Raw genomic sequence first — 17,464 nt, forward strand, 5'->3', positions numbered from 1 at the left:
CTTCCAACAATAGGAGGTCACCTTCAAAAGGTGATTCAGGGGATTCAGAAAGGCTAAGGGGCGTTTGGCAATATCCGGAACTGTTCCGACAATGAAGTAAAGTAAAGGGTTACTTTAGAGGCTTTTAGCGAAATGTGCTGCCAATTGTGCACTGGCAGGAAGTGAAACGGCAACATCAAAAAAGCCGGCAGCTTTTCTGCCAAATTAACAGAGGCTCCGCATGGTGCAATCTGCTCAAACCAAGCAGTCGATTTGCTATGCTTTTCCTGGCTTAAGTGTTCTTTTGATCCTTCAGAAGTCTTCGCTAAAGTGTGATACTGGTTGAGCTTTTTTTCAAATGAAACAGAAACGCACAGCCATAGCCCACCAATTAGTAGGAGAGTAATTACAACTATGTTTTTTATCCGTTTCACAATTTTATAATCCAGCGGTAAGAATATCCCTTTTATAAAGCCTAACCATTACGCTCCTTTACTAAAGCTGCAATGGGAGGTGTTAAATAAACATGGAGAATAGAAAGCTCTACATCTTTATCCCTAAGAAGTGAGAATTAGAAATAGAGCAGGTCCTAAATTCCTTTTTTAAATAAGAACTGCTTTAAAAACAGATAGGATGCTAGGGACCTTTGGTGAGGATGGAGTTAAGGCTACAAACCTTTATGAAGATACGATAAGAAACGGGCACAGCTGAAGTGCTGAAGTGCTCTGGGTGAATCTGCTTTAAAAGGCTATGAGACAGTAGACGAACCACTGTCTTATCCAGTTGTAAGACTGCTTCAGGATTTCCTGAAGTTATCTTGCCAGCTGTGAAACCAAGGGAGGAGTCATTTAGCTCAACTTCGGCACTGATGGTCGGTGTGTCTTTAGCAGGGGCTGCATTCAAAAGAACAGGTATGGAAATCATCAGTACACTACACAGTAAAACCGCGATCAGTACAGTCAGCTTCTTTATAAAAAAAGATATACCTGTTGTTAACATTTAGCAAAGGAATAATGTGATAGAGTCTTAAACAACACTTAAGGGTTAAATATTTTTTACAATCGCCAAAGCTGATTCACAATTTTCCGTGTTGGCATTCAAGGAGTTTTTTTGTAAAGCCTATTTATGACACGGGCAATAGAATATTATATGATAGAAGAATCAGCTCCTATTGATGACTAACCTGCAACATTTTCTGCCCACAGTTAATGGAAGAAAAGATACGCGATGAAGATAGCGGCCACAATACCTGCAAGGTCTGCCAATAAACCACAGGTCAGAGCATACCTGGTTCTCCGAACGCCAACAGAACCAAAGTAGACAGCCAAAACATAGAAGGTAGTCTCCGTTGAGCCTTGTATGACCGATGCAAGTCGTCCTACAAAAGAGTCGGCCCCGTAGGTGGTCATCGCTTCCACCATCAGTCCACGCGCGCCGCTACCGCTTAGCGGCTTCATAAAAGCCACTGGTAGAGCCGGCACGAAATCCGTGTTCAAGCCTGCAGCAGCAATAAGGTACCCTAAACCATTCACCAGCATGTCCAGTGCTCCTGAGACTCTGAACACTCCGATCGCAACCAGAATAGCCACCAGGTAAGGGATGATGGAGATGGCAACTGAAAATCCCTCTTTTGCGCCCTCAATGAAAGCTTCGTACACATTCACTTTCCTAATCAAGGCTAGTGTGATGAAAGAGATTATTATGGAGAAGAGGATAACATTGCTGGCGACAGTAGAAATAATACTTATCTGCTCTTGGGTTATAGTGCTGAAGTAATAGATCAGGCCTGTAATCAACAAAATTAAAGTGCCTAAATAGGCAAGTATAACCGGATCAAGCAAATTAATGCGCTGGTATATGGCAACAGCTATTAATCCCGACAAGGTGGAGAAGAAGGTTGCCAGTAGAATCGGGATGAAAACATCAGAGGGATCGGCGGCCCCAAGCTGTGCCCGGAATACCATGATACTGATTGGTATAATGGTCAGCCCCGAGGTATTAAGAACTAGGAACATTATCTGGGGGTTGGAAGCTGTGTCCTGGCTCGGGTTTAATTCCTGCATCTCCCTCATGGCTTTTAGTCCTAAAGGCGTGGCTGCGTTATCCAACCCCAGCATGTTGGCAGAAAAGTTCATCAGAATCGAACCAAAGACCGGGTGGTTTTTTGGTATGTTGGGGAACAATCGGTTAAAGAATGGTCCGACCAATTTTGCAAAAATAGCGATGATCCCCCCTCGTTCACCGACCTTCATGAGCCCTAGCCAAAGCGTCATTACCCCGGTAAGACCAAGGGATATTTCGAAACCTAACTTTGCGTTGTCGAAAGTACTGGCCACAAGCTTCTGAAAGATGTCGTAGTCCTGGAATAGGATAAGTTGAAACAAAGCTATGCCGAAAGCTATCAGGAAGAAACCTGCCCAAAGGTAATTTAGCACCATGAAGGTTGATCTTTAAATGGGTTAATTTTGGTGATTGCTGTAATTGGCGGTCAAAAGGGAAAATACCTATAGGCTGAGAGTACAGCCGTGAGCCAATGGATTAGGCACTTCAGTGGCTTCCCTTCTTCTGGCCGACTTTGTTTTTGATAACCGCTATAATCGGCGGGCTAACGGAAAGAGCAGTGATACCAAGTATGATCAGTGTGAAGTTATTCTTAACAGCAGGAATGTTTCCGAACATGTATCCTACAACCATGAAAAAGGCAATCCATACAATAGCTCCTGTAATGTTGTAAGTAAGAAAACGGGAGTAGTTCATTTTACCGATTCCGGCAACAAAGGGAGCAAACGTGCGGATAATCGGTATGAAGCGGGCGTAGATGATCGTGCGGCCGCCATACTTCTCATAGAAGACTTGCGTTTGGTCTATGTGCTTCCGCCTCAGGAACCAAAAGTCCCTAAGGTAAACCCTGTCGCCTATTTTGGTGCCTGTGTAGTAGTTAAAAGAGTCTCCAAGAATCGCTGCAGCACAGAGAAGGCCCATGAGTAGAATTAAGTCCAACCCATAGGCAGGGACAGCTGCCATCGCACCTAAGGTGAACAGGAGCGAATCACCGGGCAGAAAAGGTGTTATCACCAGTCCTGTCTCACAAAAGATAATCAGGAACAGGATAAGGTAAATCCAACCCTCATACCCCTTTACCAACCCTACCAGGTGTTGATCAATATGCAGGGCGAAGTCGATTATACTATGAATGAATTCCATACTAAAAGGAAAATTGGGATGGCGTGAACTATAAAATTATACCGGCCAGTGTTGCAGACAAGTAAGACGCCAGTGTTCCGCAGATCAGGGCCTTGAAGCCAAGCGAGGCTAAATCCTGACGGCGTTCGGGTGCTAATTGGCCAATGCCGCCCACTTGTATGGCAATAGAACTAAAGTTAGCAAACCCGCAAAGTGCAAAACTTACAATCACAAGTGTCTTAGGGTCTAACTGCCCTTTTACCTTCACTAAATCTAAGTAGGCCACGAATTCATTTATTACCATTTTCTCTCCCATAAGCGCACCAGCAACATGTATATCCTTGAAAGGAACACCCATTGCCCATGCAAAAATGGAAAATATGCTGCCCAACATGCTTTTCAGGCTAAGGCTACTTAAGTCATAGTCTGCTAACAAAGGGTTTCCTAAATAGGAAAGGCCTCTGCCCAAAAAGCCTAGCATGTAATCAGCAAGAGCTATTAAGGCTATAAAACCTATTAGCATAGCAATCACATTTAAACCTACTTTTAACCCATCCGATGCGCCGTGTGAAATAGAGTCTACCAGGTTCGTGTGTTGCTTCTCTACTGAAAGCCGTACCTCACCCCGGGTTTCAGAGGGTTGTGTTTCAGGGTATATGATTTTGGCAATAGCCAGTGCGCCAGGGGCCGCCATTAAACTTGCCGCGATCAGATACTCAGCAGGTACGCCCAAGGCAATGTATACAGCCATCACCCCGCCGGCAATGCAAGCCATGCTGCCCGCCATGGAGGCCAGCAACTCAGACTTTGTCATACTGTTCAGGTAGGGCTTGATCATAATCTGAGCTTCCACCTGTCCTACAAACACGCTGGCAACATTAGATAAGGCTTCGCTGCCGCTAACGCCCATAAGCTTGTACACGCCCCTTGCCACGAGGGAGACGATTCGCTGCATAAGGCCGATGTGGTAGGCAATGCTCACCAGAATGGACACAAAGATGATAGTAGGTATAATTTTAAAGAAGAAGATAAAGTCATTGCCGATACCAAAGGCCTGGTCCATGAGGTCTTTCCTTACGATTGCCCCAAAAACAAACTCTGCTCCTTTGTCTGAAAAGGCTAAGAGCTTTGTTATGGCGCTCCCTATCTTTGCAAAGAGGGCCTGCCCGATAGGAACTTTTAGTATGAAAATGGCCAACAAAAGCTGTAGCCCAAGCCCAGAAGCAACAAGCCTGTAGTTGATAGCCTTACGGTTGTTGGAGATTAAAAAAGCAATTGCGAGAATGAGTACAATGCCTATCAGGCCTGTAAAACGCTGTAACATGTATAAAGATGTTCTACTCTGTTGTATGACTACTTTTTTCCGCAGCGACTGCCACAGATTGCCTCAGATGTGAATACTTTTCTTTCTTTGTGTGGAGGTTAGCTTCACTAAAAGGCCATATTTCTCTCCAGGTACGGGCAAAACCGCAGCAGCTTTATTTGCACCAAAGCAGAAAAGCTCTCAGGCAGAAGCCTGTAGGAAAGAATAAATGAAAAGAATCAACTATGGTCCTTTAGGGACTATACAGCAGAAATTACGGGATAGGATTGGGGGAGTAAACGATACAACCTTAAGTGCTTTGGCAAAAGGAAATAGAAACAGGAGCAATGAAAAGAACAACAGCGCAGTACGCAAGAAAGGAGTGCTGTCGTGCAGAATTCCATAACTACTGGCAATATCTGGGCTAATGTTAAAAGAAAGGTGATCGTCAGCCTCTGTCGCTGGCTTTTCAAACTTAGAATGGGAGCCAGGTATGAGGCGTTGCTGCACAGACAAAAGCAGTAAGGTGACTACCATTAGAATGGCAACCTTCAGGTGTTTGTGCAAACGCTCGCTTCCGTTCATGGGGCGTAAAGTTAGCTGAGTGAATGTCAGATAAACAAATCTTTTGGTCAGTATAATTTAGCGGAACAGTTAAAAAGAAGTCTGCTTTAGCTAAAGTGGCGTTGTTGCATAACTAATTCATTTATAGTCTCGCTCGAAATAAAAAATTTATAAATGCATAGAGATACATTATTTAAAACCATGTAGATTTGGCGATGGGTAAATTCACTGAATCAGCTTTGCTTCTGCTTCTCTCTTTTATGCTTGCTTATGCGAGCATGGGAGTGAGCACTTCGGAGAGGGTGCCCCAACAAGTTTATGTTACTGAAGCAGGAGTAGAAAATGCCCAGTCAAGCTTTTCCCAAAGCTTGCAGATCAAGTTTCACTTCCTGAACAAGTCTGACGAGACTGTAGTTAGCTCAGTTAGAACTGTGGCTGGTTCAAGTTCTAAAGACTACCGCCCTGGTGCTTTAGGCATATACCAATCAATTGAGCAAAGGATACAAAGCCTGGTTTTGCAGGATCTCCTTCGCTCGAACGGAATTTGCCGAAGCCTTTCACCACCTGATATAGTCTTTCCTTTTCATTATTTCTGGTAATTCCCTGTTTCTTTGCTTTACGCGGTTGAGTACACTCGGCCACGTCCTTTTTGCCCGCCATCAACAGTGCTAAGCTACTGTATTGGCAGGCATATTAAGTATTTATTTATAAAGAATTAATATGGAATTACAATCAATAATTATAGGAGTTCTGTGCCTGGCTGTTTTTATTGTGCCTATCTTTTTACTTCAAAAAAGGCAAAATGGGAAAAGCCTTCAGGATTATTCAGACATGGCAGCAAAGCAAGGTCTGTCGATCTTAAAAAATGAGTTTTGGGATCCCTGCTATGCACTTGGCGTTGACCCTGATAAGAAAATGCTGTTTTATACAAAAAAGCATGAAGAAGGATATGATCAGGTACTAATAGATCTCTCGCAAGTAGAAAAGTGTACGGTATCAAACATAAGCAGAGAGGTGAAGGGAGACAAGGTAATAGATAATGTAGGGCTGTTGCTCACCTATCGGTTGGGTCTGAAACTTTCACCAACTTATTTAGAATTCTACAACAAGGAGGAGACATTGAATCTTAATGAAGAGCTTTTGCTTGCAAAGAAATGGGAAGCCATTATTGGCTCCTTTCTGGCGGTACCCTCACGGGCAATGGCTTTGGAGACTAGGTAATCTGTCATATATATTAGCCTTAGTCTTAAGTTTTCTGTAGAAAATTTGTATGTCTAAAACGAGGGTTCGGGGTGAGAACTTCTGAGCCCTTGTTTTTAGAAGACTTCAAAAATCAGATTATTACTTCTAGACTTTAGCAGTAGCTCCACCGCTGCTTATCTGTCAGCGGTATGGTTAGCCTGAAAACAGATAACTGTTAGCCTTTCTACCTATGTTCCTAAAATCAAGGAGGAGTACGGGCCGCTCCCGTAGGGAGAGTTTTGCTGTATTTGTGCGTATACCATTCTAGGGGAAAGTTTTGCACTGGCCACCTCTTTATGTAAATAAAGCGAAGGGTGATCACACACGGGAGGGAGCGCTATAAGGTAAACATCATCAACCGCATTCGTAGGAATGAAACTGCTGAGGTGCGCAGCAACATCAGGTATGGCTCAAGGCCATTTCTTTACACAACATTGAATCCTGATAATATGATGAAGGCGGGTAGAGGAGGAAGAAAAATCTAAACTTCTTAATTGTGTTGTTGTCAATTAACCATAACTTAAGTGGTATCAATATTTATAATGTCTGGCAGACAAAATCAGGCAAGAAATAAACAAACCATAAATACATAAATTATGAAATGTCCGTCATGCAATGAAACGCTCTTGATGAGCGATAAGAAAGGAATTGAAATTGACTACTGCCCAAGTTGCCGCGGAATTTGGCTTGACCGTGGAGAACTTGAAAAGATCATTGAGCGTTCAGCTGATCATTACGCTAAGAAGGAAAATTATGAGTCGGATTATAAACGCTATGGCTATGGTGAGTACGGCAAAGATTATAACACGAAACATCCTCACAAAAAGAAAAAGTCTTTTTTAAGCGAGCTGTTCGACTAGTTCACTTTCACCACTATGAATCGAGCCGTAGAGGCACGGCTCGATTCATAGTGGATATCATTAGGACAGGATTAGTGAATGTTTACATTGCCTTTAAAGCCGGATGGTTTTCTCTTAGTAGTTAAAAGGTATAAGTCGCTAATTGTGCAAATGAAAATATTCTATGATAAGAACATTATTGCCTCTTGATGAATCTGATTGGCAATGGATTGATCTGGAGAGCCCTACCAAAGAGGAGCTCCAGGACCTGGCACAGGAGCATGGTCTTCACCGCTCTTCTGTGATTGACTCTCTTCAGCCGGAGCATCTTCCAAAGTACGAAGCAATTGGAGATATTGATTTTATGATTGCTAGGGTGTTTGATAACCGGGCGCACCGGGAGGCTGACACAATTCAGGAACTTACAAACAAAATTGCCATATTCTTTTCTGAAAAATACGTCATTACTATCCACCGTAATCCTTCTGATCTCATCGAACAGGTCAAAGAGAAGTATTTAGGCACAGACTTAATCAAGATGCCTCAGGACCTGCTCATCAGGCTGATAAAAAACGTGCTCAAGTCATATGAGGAGCCAGCGCAAAAGCTGGCTGATGAGTTGGACTACTATGAAACCAAAACATTTCTTAATCAAAGAATGCCTCCGCTCACCAAAGGGCTCTACCATTTAAAGCGAAAGGCCACGGTCTGCAGGCGGGTACTTCGTTTATCTGAAGTTATTTTAAGCAACTTAAATTTAAAAGGTTTTCAGCCAACGGATATACAGGACCTGAAAGACTTATATGTGCATCTGGTAACACAGTATGAGGAGGTGAACGATGGTACTAACAACCTGATCAATACCTATATTTCGCTTTCCTCTCAAAGAACCAATGAGGTGATGCGTGTACTCACCATTTTCTCCGCATTCTTTTTGCCCCTGACTTTTATTGTTGGGGTTTATGGGATGAACTTTGAATTTATGCCCGAACTTGAGGAGAAGTATGGCTATCCTGCAGTGGTTGGAGTGATGGTAGTCGTTACCTTTTCCATTTACCAATGGTTTAGAAGAAAAGGTTGGCTGTAACAGTCTTCAATACTTAATGGCTTCTCAGTGTGTACCTAAGCGCTTTTCCCTGTTTATCATGTAGACCAAAAGGGTAAAACTATAAAATTATTGTTAAAGGACTTTGCGAGCTTTAGTTACTTATTCGCTTACTGATTGCCTTTCATTTTCTCGTCTGCTTTAACAAGAGCAAGGCTTTGTCGTTACCTTCACCTGCAACATCTGCCCTTACTCTGTAGCCTACGAAGACCGCCTTATCGCGCTGCACCACAAGTATGCCCCCAAAGGCTACCCGGTTATTGCCATCAACCCGAATGATGTAGAGGAATCGCGGAAAGATTCGTTCGCGCACATGCAGCAGCGTGCCAAGGAGAAGAATTTCCCGTTCCCTTACCTGCACGACGAGACGCAGGAGACAGCAAAAGCCTACGGTGCTACCCGCACCTGTACATTGTTGAGAAGCAGCAGAACGGCAAACTCCAGGTAGGCTACATCGGCACGATAGACGATAACTACCGGGAGCCGGAGCAAGTACAGAAGAAGTACGCTGAGACCGCCTTGGATGAACTGGTAGCCAACAAAACGGTGAACCAGGCTAACACCAAAGCCATTGGATGTACGATAAAATGGCGTGAGTCATAGCCGGGAATTATAGCCTTGTGTACAAAGCACCTGTTGATCTTTAACAGGTGCTTTTTGTTTGCTCCCGTTGCAAAACTGATACTCGTTAACACAACCAGCTGGGGAATGTGTAAAGAAGCCTTGAGTGACTGAAGGGGATGAATTATCGAACCAAAAAAAGCCGCTCCATTCGATTTGGAACGGCTTTTTTTATAGTAGTAGACCTAAGGATGGAATTATCGAACGTTTTCCACAGAGATTTGGCGGCCTTAGAAAGTTTTCTACAGGTAGGGGAATTCTCAATTGCAAGAAGTACGCTTTGCTTTAGATAAGACCTGTTATCAGCAGAGCAGGTTTACTTAGCTACTCTTTCTGAAATTAGTTTCTAATAGAATTAAGAGGAGGCAATGTGTCATATCCTTTCAGGGTCAACATGAGTCTTAGAGATTCTTGCCGAAGCCTAAGGATATGTCAGTAAAGCATGGACACCATGTAGCCTTTAAAACTGCACATGCATGCCAATACCCGGGCTGCCGTTTGGCAGCACCACAGGCACCACAGAAGTCTTCAGCCCGCCACCTTTGGTTAACTTGGCATGTACCCAGTACACCATATTCACAGAAAGTATGCCTACTCCGGCGCCCGCCAACACATCCGACATCCAATGTTCATTGTTTAGTACGCGCAGCACACCCGTTCCGCCCGCGATACCATAACTCACCACACTTACCCAAGGGGTCGTGTGACGGAACTCCTTGTCCATAAAGGTGGCAATGGTAAAGGCATAGGCCGTATGGCCCGACGGAAAGGCGTAGGGTTCCCCGTTTGGCCTTTCAATGTCGGTGATAAGCTTGGTGGGCCCGACTATGGCCGACGTGATCCCTACGGCAGAGAAGAACAGGACAGTTTGTCGACCCAGTTTGTGGCGATTCAGCGGCGAGACAAGGTTAAAGCCATACAGCCCCACCAGCGGCGCAAACATGGCAAAGTCATCTGCCTTGGTCCCAAAGTCAGGGAAGGTCTGGTTCCTGTAGTCAAAGACATCAAGGCTGCTTAACACGCCCTGCCCCCCGTACGTGTAAATGCCTGCCGCTATCAGCAAAGCAGAAGGAAGGACCGCTCTGGTCAGAAATCGCCTGTCGTTAGCCTCCAGCCGCTGTGGTTCCGCAGAAGGGGGGGGCTGCCCGGATAGAACGGTATCAGCTGGAGCAGTGATGTTTACGCTTGTTATATCCTGCTCCTGTGCCACTGCCTGCAACGGGGCCGCAAGCAGCATGCTTAGCCAGACCAGGTTTGTGGTGAGTAACTTGTGAATTCTCAAAACATAATTTGCTTAGGTTAGGAATGACTGCATGAATTGTAAAACGAACGAGGGGAAAAGGTGTTTCGTAGCGGCAGGAATTTGAGCTAACAGCAGAAAATTTAAGATGCTACTATTCTTCTTCTGAAGCAGGAAGTAAAGGTTTTTAGTAAGATTAGAGCTTCATACTTGAGGATAACAGTATTCCCTTTTGCTAACACCTACATAGCGATGTATCTATTAAATCTATACCGGCAGCACTTCCATTTTTCCTACGTTCAAGTGCCTCTATTTTTCCGCGCTACAGAATTACTACAAAATCAAATGACAATATTGGAGAGAAGAAGCTCAAACGAAGGTGGCTGTCAGGCCGAGGAACAAGGCCTCTTCAGTCGGATAACAACAATCATAGGCCCCCACTTAAATTATAGTAAGTCATGATAGCATCAGGCTTTTTATCAACAAGCATGTTCCTTCAGGCATGTTTGCTCATTGCAACGCCACTCTTACCCCTAAGCACACTTGCGCAGTCACAGTCGCTGATAGCAACCTTAGATAGTATAGGGCAGCCTATACACTTACAGGCTGAACAGGAAGCGGGGCCGGGAAGGCTGAGAGGAGACTTATCGCCTTCAAACAGGAATACAGCCCTAATAGCCGCCGGAGTTGGCTTCTGGACCGTTACTTTCCTGCTGTTTGATGAGCCTGTACAAAAGTTCTCGCAGCACTACCGGAGCACGCTTACAGATCATATAGTAAAAGTGGTGGAGCCACTTGGCCGCCAAGGGTACCTTATGCCCGCGGCCGGTGTGGTGGTAGCTTCCGGAATGCTACTAAGGGATGAGAAGCTGCAAAAGGTAGGAATCGTGTCTGTTGGTAGCATTCTGGTAAACGCTGCAGCAACTAGTACGCTTAAAAGGTCTTTCGGCAGGCACCGGCCTGACGTGTCACCTGAAAACGACAGGTTTGATGGTCCTTTCCGGAACACACAGCACAATTCTTTGCCTTCCTCACACACTTCTACAGCCTTTACAGTTGCCACTTCTGTAGCCACTGTCTACCGGGAGCACAAGCTTATCCCGCCCTTAGCCTATGGTGTGGCCACGCTTGTGGGGCTATCGAGGGTACATGACAACGTGCACTGGGCTACAGATGTAATGAAAGGCGCGGCGGTTGGCTATCTGAGCGCGAAAGGCGTGAACTACTTGTATGAGCTGGCAAACCAAAGGCTGATGAACCGAAAGCAAAAACTCTTGATGGCACCGAATCTCGGTCCGGGAAATGCTGGCTTCAGCGCCACACTTGTTTTTTAGCCATGGCAGTTGTGCTTGTTAAAAGTACGGGTAAACTTACCTGCTTCTTATCACTTATCTTTTGAATCCACTAAAGTTCAAAGACGAGGTCGGGGAGCCTGATGTTCAACTTATGCCTAGGTTGCAGGCAATTGTTCTGCTGAGGGAACGTTTTAGAATAACATAGTTATTGAATTTAAGGTAGCAGATTCTCTAAAGATTATTTTACTTTAGCTGATATTATCAAATAGGATGAAAGTACTAGTAGTAGAAGATGAGCACGTGCTTAAAGAGTCAATCATTACCTATTTACGGCAAGAGGGCTATACCTGTGAACATGCAGACAACTTTAGGGATGCAAGCCTGAAAGCCTCCGACTACACGTATGCCTGCGTTATTGTAGACATTACCCTACCCGGCGGCAGCGGCCTTGAAATCGTGCGCCAGCTTAAAGAAAACGCACCTGATACGGGTATCATCATCATATCTGCTAAAAATGCACTGAACGATAAAATAACTGGTCTGGAGTTAGGTGCGGACGATTACCTGACCAAGCCCTTTCATCTATCTGAGTTGAACGCACGACTTAAATCTCTTATCAGGCGACGGAGCTTCAGCGGACAGAAAACGGTTCAGGCAGGTGCCATCACCGTGCTCCCAGATGCTGCTGAGGCCTCTGTAGACGGGGAGAGGCTAAACCTGACTAAAAAAGAGTATGACCTGCTGCTTTACTTTATCTCGAACAGAAAACGTGTAGTAACAAAAGATTCCATCGCAGAGCACCTTTGGGGCGACCATGCTGACACATTAGATACGCTGGACTTTGTTTACACACATATTAAGAACCTGCGCCGAAAACTGCTTACTGCTTGCGGCGAAGATTACATTCAGACGGTTTACGGGTTGGGGTATAAGTTTAACTGCTGATGCGACTCTTAACTAAGACCAGCTTATATTACCTCCTTGTATCCTTTATCGTATTCCTGGTCGGGGGCATCAGTTTTTACAAGATTATGCAAACCGAGATCTACGATGAGGTTGATGATCAATTATTCACGGATAAGGAGAACATTTTGGCTTATATACGGGAGCATGACCGCCTGCCAAGCGTTACCTCCGGCATTTCGGAAGCTATATTAGTTCGTGAAGCCGTGGCCGTAACGCCTTCTATGGAAGAGCTGGCGGATACGCTCATCTTTAGCAAATACGATGAGGAGTATGTTCCTTTCCGTTACCTCAGGTTTACGGCCTATCAAAACGATAAACCATATGAGTATACCATTCTAAAGTCCCTAATAGATTTTCGGGATCTGTTTGAAAGCACGATGCTAGCGATGGCTTGGATCTTCCTTTTGTTGCTGATAGGACTTGGGGCGGTAAACTACCTGATTAACAAATCTATCTGGCGCCACTTCTACCAGACGCTGCAAAAAGTAAAGCGCTACAGCCTTTCGCGGCATGCCCCCTTGCAACTAAATAAGAGCAGCACCAGGGAGTTTCAGGAACTGAATGAGGTACTGCTGGCCATGACAAAAAAGATCCAGGACGACTACGTCAACCTGAAAGAGTTCACTGAGAATGCCTCGCACGAAATACAAACACCGCTTGCAATAGTAAACAGTAAGCTAGAGCTCTTTATGCAATCTAAAAGCCTGACGCAACAGCAGGCCAAGATGCTGGAAGAAATGTACGCCGCCACCACAAGACTTTCGCGCCTGAATAAGTCACTCATACTTCTGACCCGCATAGAGAATCATGAATTTAAAGAACATGAGGAGGTGCCGCTTCATGAGGTAGTGAAGGAGCAGTTAGAGCAATTAGAGGAGATGATGGCGATGCAGGGGTTGGAGGTAACGCAATCTGACCTGGAACCAACCTTTCTATATATGAGCCGTGGCCTTGCCGAGATACTTGTTTCGAACCTACTGGTAAACGCTATCCGCCATAACCAGGAGGGAGGGCGAATTAATGTGTCCTTACAAAAGTCAACATTCTGTGTACGTAACACCGGTGAGGCATTTCAGGCCCCTGTCGATAAGCTTTTCGGAAGGTTTATGAGCGGGAACAACACAAGTGGCTCTCTTGGCATTGGCCTGGCGCTGGTAAAGAAAATCAGCGATGTTTACAACATGAGTTACTCCTACCTTTATGAACACGGGGAGCATTGCCTTTGCATTAAACTTTCTGATAATCACAGCTAAAGCCTTCTACAGATTTTCTACAGAATGTTGACCTACCTTGTATTCAGCAAATACACTGGTTGATAAGATGATGAAGAGATTTTTGGGGCTAGTACTCTTGACTGTTTTAAATGGGTGCAACAGTATCTGGAACAGAGCCGATATACCAGAGGCAGTTAAAGTCCGCTTTACAGAGCTTTACCCAACAGCTAAAAAGGTGACTTGGGAAAACGAGCCGCATGGCTTCGAGGCTGAATTCAATGTGAACAGGCGTGAGCGTAACATCATGTTTAACGCCAGAGGTGAGCTGCTTTCATCTTCAGAGGAAGTGGAGGCACAGTACCTGCCGGAAGAGGCACATAACAAAATTAGGTCACGGTATGCAGCCTATGAAATCGAAGAGGTAAACCGTGTAGTAAAGCAACAGCAGACTTACTATGAAGTAGTGCTAGAGCAAGGGACGCATGAATTTGTACTTATACTCGATAGCGACGGAAACCTGCTAAATCAGCTGCAGGATACTCAGCGGGCAGACATGCAGAAAGCTTCTCTTATGAAGCTTAGCGCTCCTGAAAAGGTAGAAAATCTTCTAAACAGTCCTGAGGTTCGCTGGGAACTGCCATCTGAACTGCGTGAAGTTTCTGGTATTGCATTCCTGCAGCGCGACCTACTTGCCTGTGTGCAGGATGAGGAGGGTGCCATCTTTCTCTATGATCTAAATCAGAGGGCGATAGCTAGGAAAATCAACTTTGCAGGTCCCGGTGACTACGAAGGGCTCTCGGTCGTCAACAACACAGCCTATGTCTTGCGCAGCGATGGCGCACTTTACGAGGTAGCCAACTTTCTAACTAAACAGCCTAAGACCATATTACACGAATCTGTATTGGCTGCTACACAGAATACCGAGGGTCTGGGTTATGACGCTGAGTCAAACCGCCTGCTGATTGCCTGCAAAGGCTTTGACAAAAGCCTAGGCGACAACAAAGGAATCTATGCTTTTAGGCTGTCCGACAAAAAGATGGTCCCTGTGCCCGTCATAAAAGTCCCCTTGGCACAGGAACGACTTGGTCGTGCCGGTAAAAAAACGAAGAACAGGTACAGTTTGCTACAGCCCTCATCGCTGGAGATAAACCCTGCTACCGGAGATTTATACCTGCTGGATGCCGCTAACCACCGCCTGCTGGTCCTGAACCGGCAGGGGCAGGTCCAGAAAAGCCTCTCCCTTGATAAAGGACAGCTTCGGCAGCCAGAAGGTATGACGTTTGGCGATGCCGGCGAGTTATACATAGCCAGCGAAGGTGCTAAAAAGGGCAAGGCAGTTGTCCTCAAATTCTCAGAGAGACTCTAACGTCCGCGAACGCTTTATAACTATGCTCAGAGCACTAACCCAAAGCCACTACCGTAGCGGGTACCTCGCTGTCAGTCTCTTTATTTTAGTGGTTATCATCAGGCTCCTGACGGTCCAGCGCATGGGCCTCATGCCGCAGGACGCTTACTATTACTACTACAGCGAACACCTGGCGCTTTCATACTATGACCACCCCCCGATGATAGCCTATTTGCTAAGGTTGTTCACAGAGATTTTCAGCAAAGATGAAGTCATTATCAAGCTCGCCAACGCTGTTACCACCGTCTTCTCGCTGGTGGCCTTTTACTTTCTGGCAAAGCAGTTCCTGCCTAGGCACAGGGCTGGAAGCTCTTTGGTTCTGCTCGGGTCTACTGTCATGGTCACCAACCTGTCGCTGGTATCTTTGCCAGATGTCCCGCTGGTGCTCTTCTGGACGCTTTCCTTGCTGCTGCTGCATAAGGCGATTCACACGGGGAGTGGGTTCTACTGGGCTTTGGCCGGTATAACGGTGGGCCTTTCGTTCAACAGCAAGTATACGGCTGTCTTTCTTCTGCTTGGGCTGGTGCTGTTTCTGCTGCTCTCCAGTCAGCACCGCAAGTATGTTTTCTCCAGGCAGATGCTACTTCTGCTCATTTTCCTCTTGCTAACAGTATCTCCCGTTGTGATGTGGAACCTGCAGAATGATTGGATTTCTTTTGAATTCCAGTCAAGCAACAGGATGAGCAGTATCGCCGAGTTGAACCTGAGCCCAAGGTTCTTCTTCGGCAACATCGGCGCACAGCTGCTCCTGTTAATGCCTGTCCTTTTTGTGGCTATGTTTGTCGTCTTTTGGAAGGTAGGCAAGAAGGCTATCGTGAAGAGAAGCATGCCTGACAGCGATGTACTCTTCCTTTTATGCTTCTTCCTGCCTATTGTGGGTTTCTTCTTTACCCTGTCGTCTGTCTACCTGGTGAAGTCTAACTGGCTGATGCCGGCCTATATAGCTGCCGTGGTTCTCATAGGGATTTACCTGACAGAGCGGCATGTAAGGTACCATCTGGCAGTTTCGGTAGTGCTGCACGTACTACTGCTGGTTCAGGTGGTTTTCTACCCTGTACCTGTAAAGTCTGATGACACCTGGTGGGGGTGGGACCAACTGGCCGCAGAGGTAGAAATCCTGAGGGAGCGTTACCCCAACCACTTTATTGTCTCTGATGATGGGTACAAGACGGCGGCGGTGCTGAATTTTTATATGAAGGAAGACGTTTACGCCGGGAACGTACTGGGGAAAAATGGCCTGCAGTTCTCCCTTACCCACGCTGATCTGTCGCACCTTAAAAACAATGACGCGCTTTTTATAGACTCCAACAACAGCTTTACCGACACCCTTAAGTCCAATGAGATAGAGCGTGACCTGTTGCCTTACTTCGATCAGGTCAAAGAGCTTTCTCCAATAGTCATCACCGACGAAGAAGGCAAGCCGGTCAGGAAATTCCTTGTCTTTGAATGCCGGAACTACAGGTATGACCAGTTGGTTCAGTTTGAAGATAACCCTATAGAACATTGAAGAAGACATCAGGTCCCGCACCGACTTTACAGGTATTTGCAGGCACTGCTCGTGTAGGTTAGCGTTAGCTAATGATATTTTTCTGAGAGAAAAACCTTCTTTGGCGTAAGAGATTTAGAAGAAGTTGTTAATAATGCTACTGGTGAGACCTCTTTCTAGTTAACGTAGAAGCAGCTTAGACCTTAATTTTGCTTCTGCTGGGTGAAGAGTAAGGGAATGCAGAGGTTTCAACCCCAAGGCAACCAAGCTGAAGCACTCACTGAAGCAATGTCTAATGTTTGTGGGCATAGTCAGTTCCTAAATGGAAGCCCTAACCAAAAGCAAAAACTAGTTCAAGCTTTTTTGCTGCGGCTAGAAAGAAGGAATAGTACAAGAGGTCAATTAATCACAGAGAATACTCATATGGATACAGCAAGTTTGATTGAATGGGGAGGGTTTTTCCTCATCATCGCCTTAGTGTTTGCGGAAACAGGTCTGCTCGTAGGTTTGGTGATTCCGGGCGGGGAGACGCTGGTCTTCACGGCTGGCCTTCTTGTCAGCATAGGGGCGTTGGAGGTTCCTATTGCTGCGCTGCTTGCTTTTCTGGTTGTGGCTGGAATTGCCGGGGACACCTCCGGCTACTTCATAGGAAGACGGTTCGGCAGCCGGCTCTACGACAAGCAGGACACTTGGTACTTCAGGAAGAAGTACCTGCACATGGCGGCCGACTACTTCAGCAGGCACAGGAAAGCCTCTCTTGTTTTTGGAAAGTTCCTGCCCATCATCAGGCCCTTCAGCCCTGTTATTGCCGGGACCACGGGGCTTAGCTTCGCAACCTTCGCCGTGTTGACAGCGGTGGCGAGTGTGCTTTACATGGGTGCGTTTGGCCTGACCGGGTATTTCTTGGGAAGCCGGTTTCCCTTCATCAAGGACTACCTCGGTCTGATACTGCCCATCAGCATCGCTGTGGCGCTTATACCCGTCATAAGGCAAGTGCGGAAAAACAGCAGGGAACCCTAGGG

The 17,464-nt window shown here is 45.8% G+C and carries 19 protein-coding genes; 12 read left to right on the plus strand and 7 right to left on the minus strand.

Going from position 1 to position 17,464, the window contains the following annotated elements; all coding sequences use genetic code 11:
• Window positions 1-53: 53 nt before the first annotated feature.
• From ACFSRY_RS12980 to ACFSRY_RS13005, 6 genes are all read right to left on the minus strand, one after another.
• Window positions 54-413, minus strand: coding sequence for a hypothetical protein (locus ACFSRY_RS12980; RefSeq protein ID WP_377508130.1), 360 nt, complete (start codon window positions 411-413; stop codon window positions 54-56).
• Between the two features lie 202 nt (window positions 414-615).
• Window positions 616-903 (minus strand): hypothetical protein, encoded by a 288-nt coding sequence (locus tag ACFSRY_RS12985; RefSeq protein WP_377508133.1) that lies wholly within the window; start codon window positions 901-903, stop codon window positions 616-618.
• A 281-nt stretch (window positions 904-1,184) separates the two neighbouring features.
• A complete protein-coding gene (locus tag ACFSRY_RS12990) occupies window positions 1,185-2,417 on the minus strand; it encodes a nucleoside recognition domain-containing protein (protein WP_377508136.1) in 1,233 nt (410 codons plus the stop codon).
• A 109-nt stretch (window positions 2,418-2,526) separates the two neighbouring features.
• The gene (locus ACFSRY_RS12995) at window positions 2,527-3,183 is read right to left on the minus strand and encodes a DedA family protein (protein ID WP_377508139.1); all 657 of its coding nucleotides are present in this window, start codon (window positions 3,181-3,183) and stop codon (window positions 2,527-2,529) included.
• Between the two features lie 28 nt (window positions 3,184-3,211).
• A complete protein-coding gene (locus ACFSRY_RS13000; protein ID WP_377508142.1) occupies window positions 3,212-4,486 on the minus strand; it encodes a NupC/NupG family nucleoside CNT transporter in 1,275 nt (424 codons plus the stop codon).
• A gap of 222 nt (window positions 4,487-4,708) precedes the next feature.
• Window positions 4,709-5,050 (minus strand): hypothetical protein, encoded by a 342-nt coding sequence (locus tag ACFSRY_RS13005; RefSeq protein ID WP_377508145.1) that lies wholly within the window; start codon window positions 5,048-5,050, stop codon window positions 4,709-4,711.
• Window positions 5,051-5,244: 194 nt separating this feature from the next.
• Here ACFSRY_RS13005 and ACFSRY_RS13010 point away from each other — a divergent pair, with 194 nt between their 5' ends.
• The 6 genes from ACFSRY_RS13010 to ACFSRY_RS13035 all read left to right on the plus strand — a co-directional run bounded on the left by ACFSRY_RS13010 (window position 5,245) and on the right by ACFSRY_RS13035 (window position 8,663).
• Entirely contained in the window at window positions 5,245-5,628 is a 384-nt protein-coding gene (locus ACFSRY_RS13010; protein ID WP_377508148.1) for a hypothetical protein, read from the plus strand.
• A gap of 121 nt (window positions 5,629-5,749) precedes the next feature.
• Complete coding sequence (locus ACFSRY_RS13015; RefSeq protein ID WP_377508151.1) at window positions 5,750-6,250, plus strand: hypothetical protein; 501 nt, start codon at window positions 5,750-5,752, stop codon at window positions 6,248-6,250.
• Window positions 6,251-6,585: 335 nt separating this feature from the next.
• The gene (locus tag ACFSRY_RS13020; RefSeq protein ID WP_377508154.1) at window positions 6,586-6,756 is read left to right on the plus strand and encodes a hypothetical protein; all 171 of its coding nucleotides are present in this window, start codon (window positions 6,586-6,588) and stop codon (window positions 6,754-6,756) included.
• Window positions 6,757-6,867: 111 nt separating this feature from the next.
• Window positions 6,868-7,131 (plus strand): TFIIB-type zinc ribbon-containing protein, encoded by a 264-nt coding sequence (locus ACFSRY_RS13025; RefSeq protein WP_377508157.1) that lies wholly within the window; start codon window positions 6,868-6,870, stop codon window positions 7,129-7,131.
• Between the two features lie 163 nt (window positions 7,132-7,294).
• Window positions 7,295-8,197 carry a magnesium transporter CorA family protein gene (locus ACFSRY_RS13030; RefSeq protein ID WP_377508160.1) on the plus strand — a complete coding sequence of 301 codons (903 nt, stop codon included), beginning with the start codon at window positions 7,295-7,297 and terminating at the stop codon, window positions 8,195-8,197.
• Window positions 8,198-8,396: 199 nt separating this feature from the next.
• Entirely contained in the window at window positions 8,397-8,663 is a 267-nt protein-coding gene (locus ACFSRY_RS13035; protein ID WP_377508323.1) for a redoxin domain-containing protein, read from the plus strand.
• 633 nt (window positions 8,664-9,296) lie between these two features.
• Here the strand turns inward: ACFSRY_RS13035 and ACFSRY_RS13040 are convergent.
• Window positions 9,297-10,118 carry a phosphatase PAP2 family protein gene (locus tag ACFSRY_RS13040; RefSeq protein WP_377508163.1) on the minus strand — a complete coding sequence of 274 codons (822 nt, stop codon included), beginning with the start codon at window positions 10,116-10,118 and terminating at the stop codon, window positions 9,297-9,299.
• A gap of 416 nt (window positions 10,119-10,534) precedes the next feature.
• Here ACFSRY_RS13040 and ACFSRY_RS13045 point away from each other — a divergent pair, with 416 nt between their 5' ends.
• The 6 genes from ACFSRY_RS13045 to ACFSRY_RS13070 all read left to right on the plus strand — a co-directional run bounded on the left by ACFSRY_RS13045 (window position 10,535) and on the right by ACFSRY_RS13070 (window position 17,462).
• Window positions 10,535-11,410 (plus strand): phosphatase PAP2 family protein, encoded by an 876-nt coding sequence (locus ACFSRY_RS13045; RefSeq protein WP_377508166.1) that lies wholly within the window; start codon window positions 10,535-10,537, stop codon window positions 11,408-11,410.
• Between the two features lie 231 nt (window positions 11,411-11,641).
• A complete protein-coding gene (locus ACFSRY_RS13050) occupies window positions 11,642-12,316 on the plus strand; it encodes a response regulator transcription factor (protein WP_377508170.1) in 675 nt (224 codons plus the stop codon).
• On the plus strand, window positions 12,316-13,590 hold the full coding sequence (locus ACFSRY_RS13055) for a sensor histidine kinase (RefSeq protein ID WP_377508174.1): 1,275 nt from the start codon (window positions 12,316-12,318) through the stop codon (window positions 13,588-13,590). Before ACFSRY_RS13050 ends, ACFSRY_RS13055 begins: the two co-directional genes overlap by 1 nt.
• A 67-nt stretch (window positions 13,591-13,657) precedes the next feature.
• A complete protein-coding gene (locus ACFSRY_RS13060; RefSeq protein ID WP_377508177.1) occupies window positions 13,658-14,917 on the plus strand; it encodes an SdiA-regulated domain-containing protein in 1,260 nt (419 codons plus the stop codon).
• 22 nt (window positions 14,918-14,939) lie between these two features.
• Entirely contained in the window at window positions 14,940-16,463 is a 1,524-nt protein-coding gene (locus tag ACFSRY_RS13065; RefSeq protein ID WP_377508180.1) for an ArnT family glycosyltransferase, read from the plus strand.
• 402 nt (window positions 16,464-16,865) lie between these two features.
• Window positions 16,866-17,462, plus strand: a complete 597-nt coding sequence (locus ACFSRY_RS13070) for a DedA family protein (protein ID WP_377508183.1) — start codon at window positions 16,866-16,868, stop codon at window positions 17,460-17,462.
• Window positions 17,463-17,464: the final 2 nt, after the last annotated feature.

The organism is Pontibacter locisalis (assembly GCF_042684605.1).
Taxonomy (GTDB): Bacteria; Bacteroidota; Bacteroidia; order Cytophagales; family Hymenobacteraceae; genus Pontibacter; species Pontibacter locisalis.

What these genes read in the sequence shown, in the direction of transcription:
- ACFSRY_RS13055 (WP_377508174.1), top strand. Translation starts at nt 12,316, where the DNA reads ATGCGACTCTTAACTAAGACCAGCTTATATTACCTCCTTGTATCCTTT.
- ACFSRY_RS13025 (WP_377508157.1), top strand. Translation starts at nt 6,868, where the DNA reads ATGAAATGTCCGTCATGCAATGAAACGCTCTTGATGAGCGATAAGAAA.
- ACFSRY_RS13015 (WP_377508151.1), top strand. Translation starts at nt 5,750, where the DNA reads ATGGAATTACAATCAATAATTATAGGAGTTCTGTGCCTGGCTGTTTTT.
- ACFSRY_RS13010 (WP_377508148.1), top strand. Translation starts at nt 5,245, where the DNA reads ATGGGTAAATTCACTGAATCAGCTTTGCTTCTGCTTCTCTCTTTTATG.
- ACFSRY_RS13070 (WP_377508183.1), top strand. Translation starts at nt 16,866, where the DNA reads ATGGATACAGCAAGTTTGATTGAATGGGGAGGGTTTTTCCTCATCATC.
- ACFSRY_RS12990 (WP_377508136.1), bottom strand. Translation starts at nt 2,417, where the DNA reads ATGGTGCTAAATTACCTTTGGGCAGGTTTCTTCCTGATAGCTTTCGGC.
- ACFSRY_RS13045 (WP_377508166.1), top strand. Translation starts at nt 10,535, where the DNA reads ATGATAGCATCAGGCTTTTTATCAACAAGCATGTTCCTTCAGGCATGT.
- ACFSRY_RS12995 (WP_377508139.1), bottom strand. Translation starts at nt 3,183, where the DNA reads ATGGAATTCATTCATAGTATAATCGACTTCGCCCTGCATATTGATCAA.
- ACFSRY_RS13065 (WP_377508180.1), top strand. Translation starts at nt 14,940, where the DNA reads ATGCTCAGAGCACTAACCCAAAGCCACTACCGTAGCGGGTACCTCGCT.
- ACFSRY_RS13005 (WP_377508145.1), bottom strand. Translation starts at nt 5,050, where the DNA reads ATGAACGGAAGCGAGCGTTTGCACAAACACCTGAAGGTTGCCATTCTA.
- ACFSRY_RS13030 (WP_377508160.1), top strand. Translation starts at nt 7,295, where the DNA reads ATGATAAGAACATTATTGCCTCTTGATGAATCTGATTGGCAATGGATT.
- ACFSRY_RS13000 (WP_377508142.1), bottom strand. Translation starts at nt 4,486, where the DNA reads ATGTTACAGCGTTTTACAGGCCTGATAGGCATTGTACTCATTCTCGCA.
- ACFSRY_RS13060 (WP_377508177.1), top strand. Translation starts at nt 13,658, where the DNA reads ATGATGAAGAGATTTTTGGGGCTAGTACTCTTGACTGTTTTAAATGGG.
- ACFSRY_RS13050 (WP_377508170.1), top strand. Translation starts at nt 11,642, where the DNA reads ATGAAAGTACTAGTAGTAGAAGATGAGCACGTGCTTAAAGAGTCAATC.
- ACFSRY_RS12985 (WP_377508133.1), bottom strand. Translation starts at nt 903, where the DNA reads ATGATTTCCATACCTGTTCTTTTGAATGCAGCCCCTGCTAAAGACACA.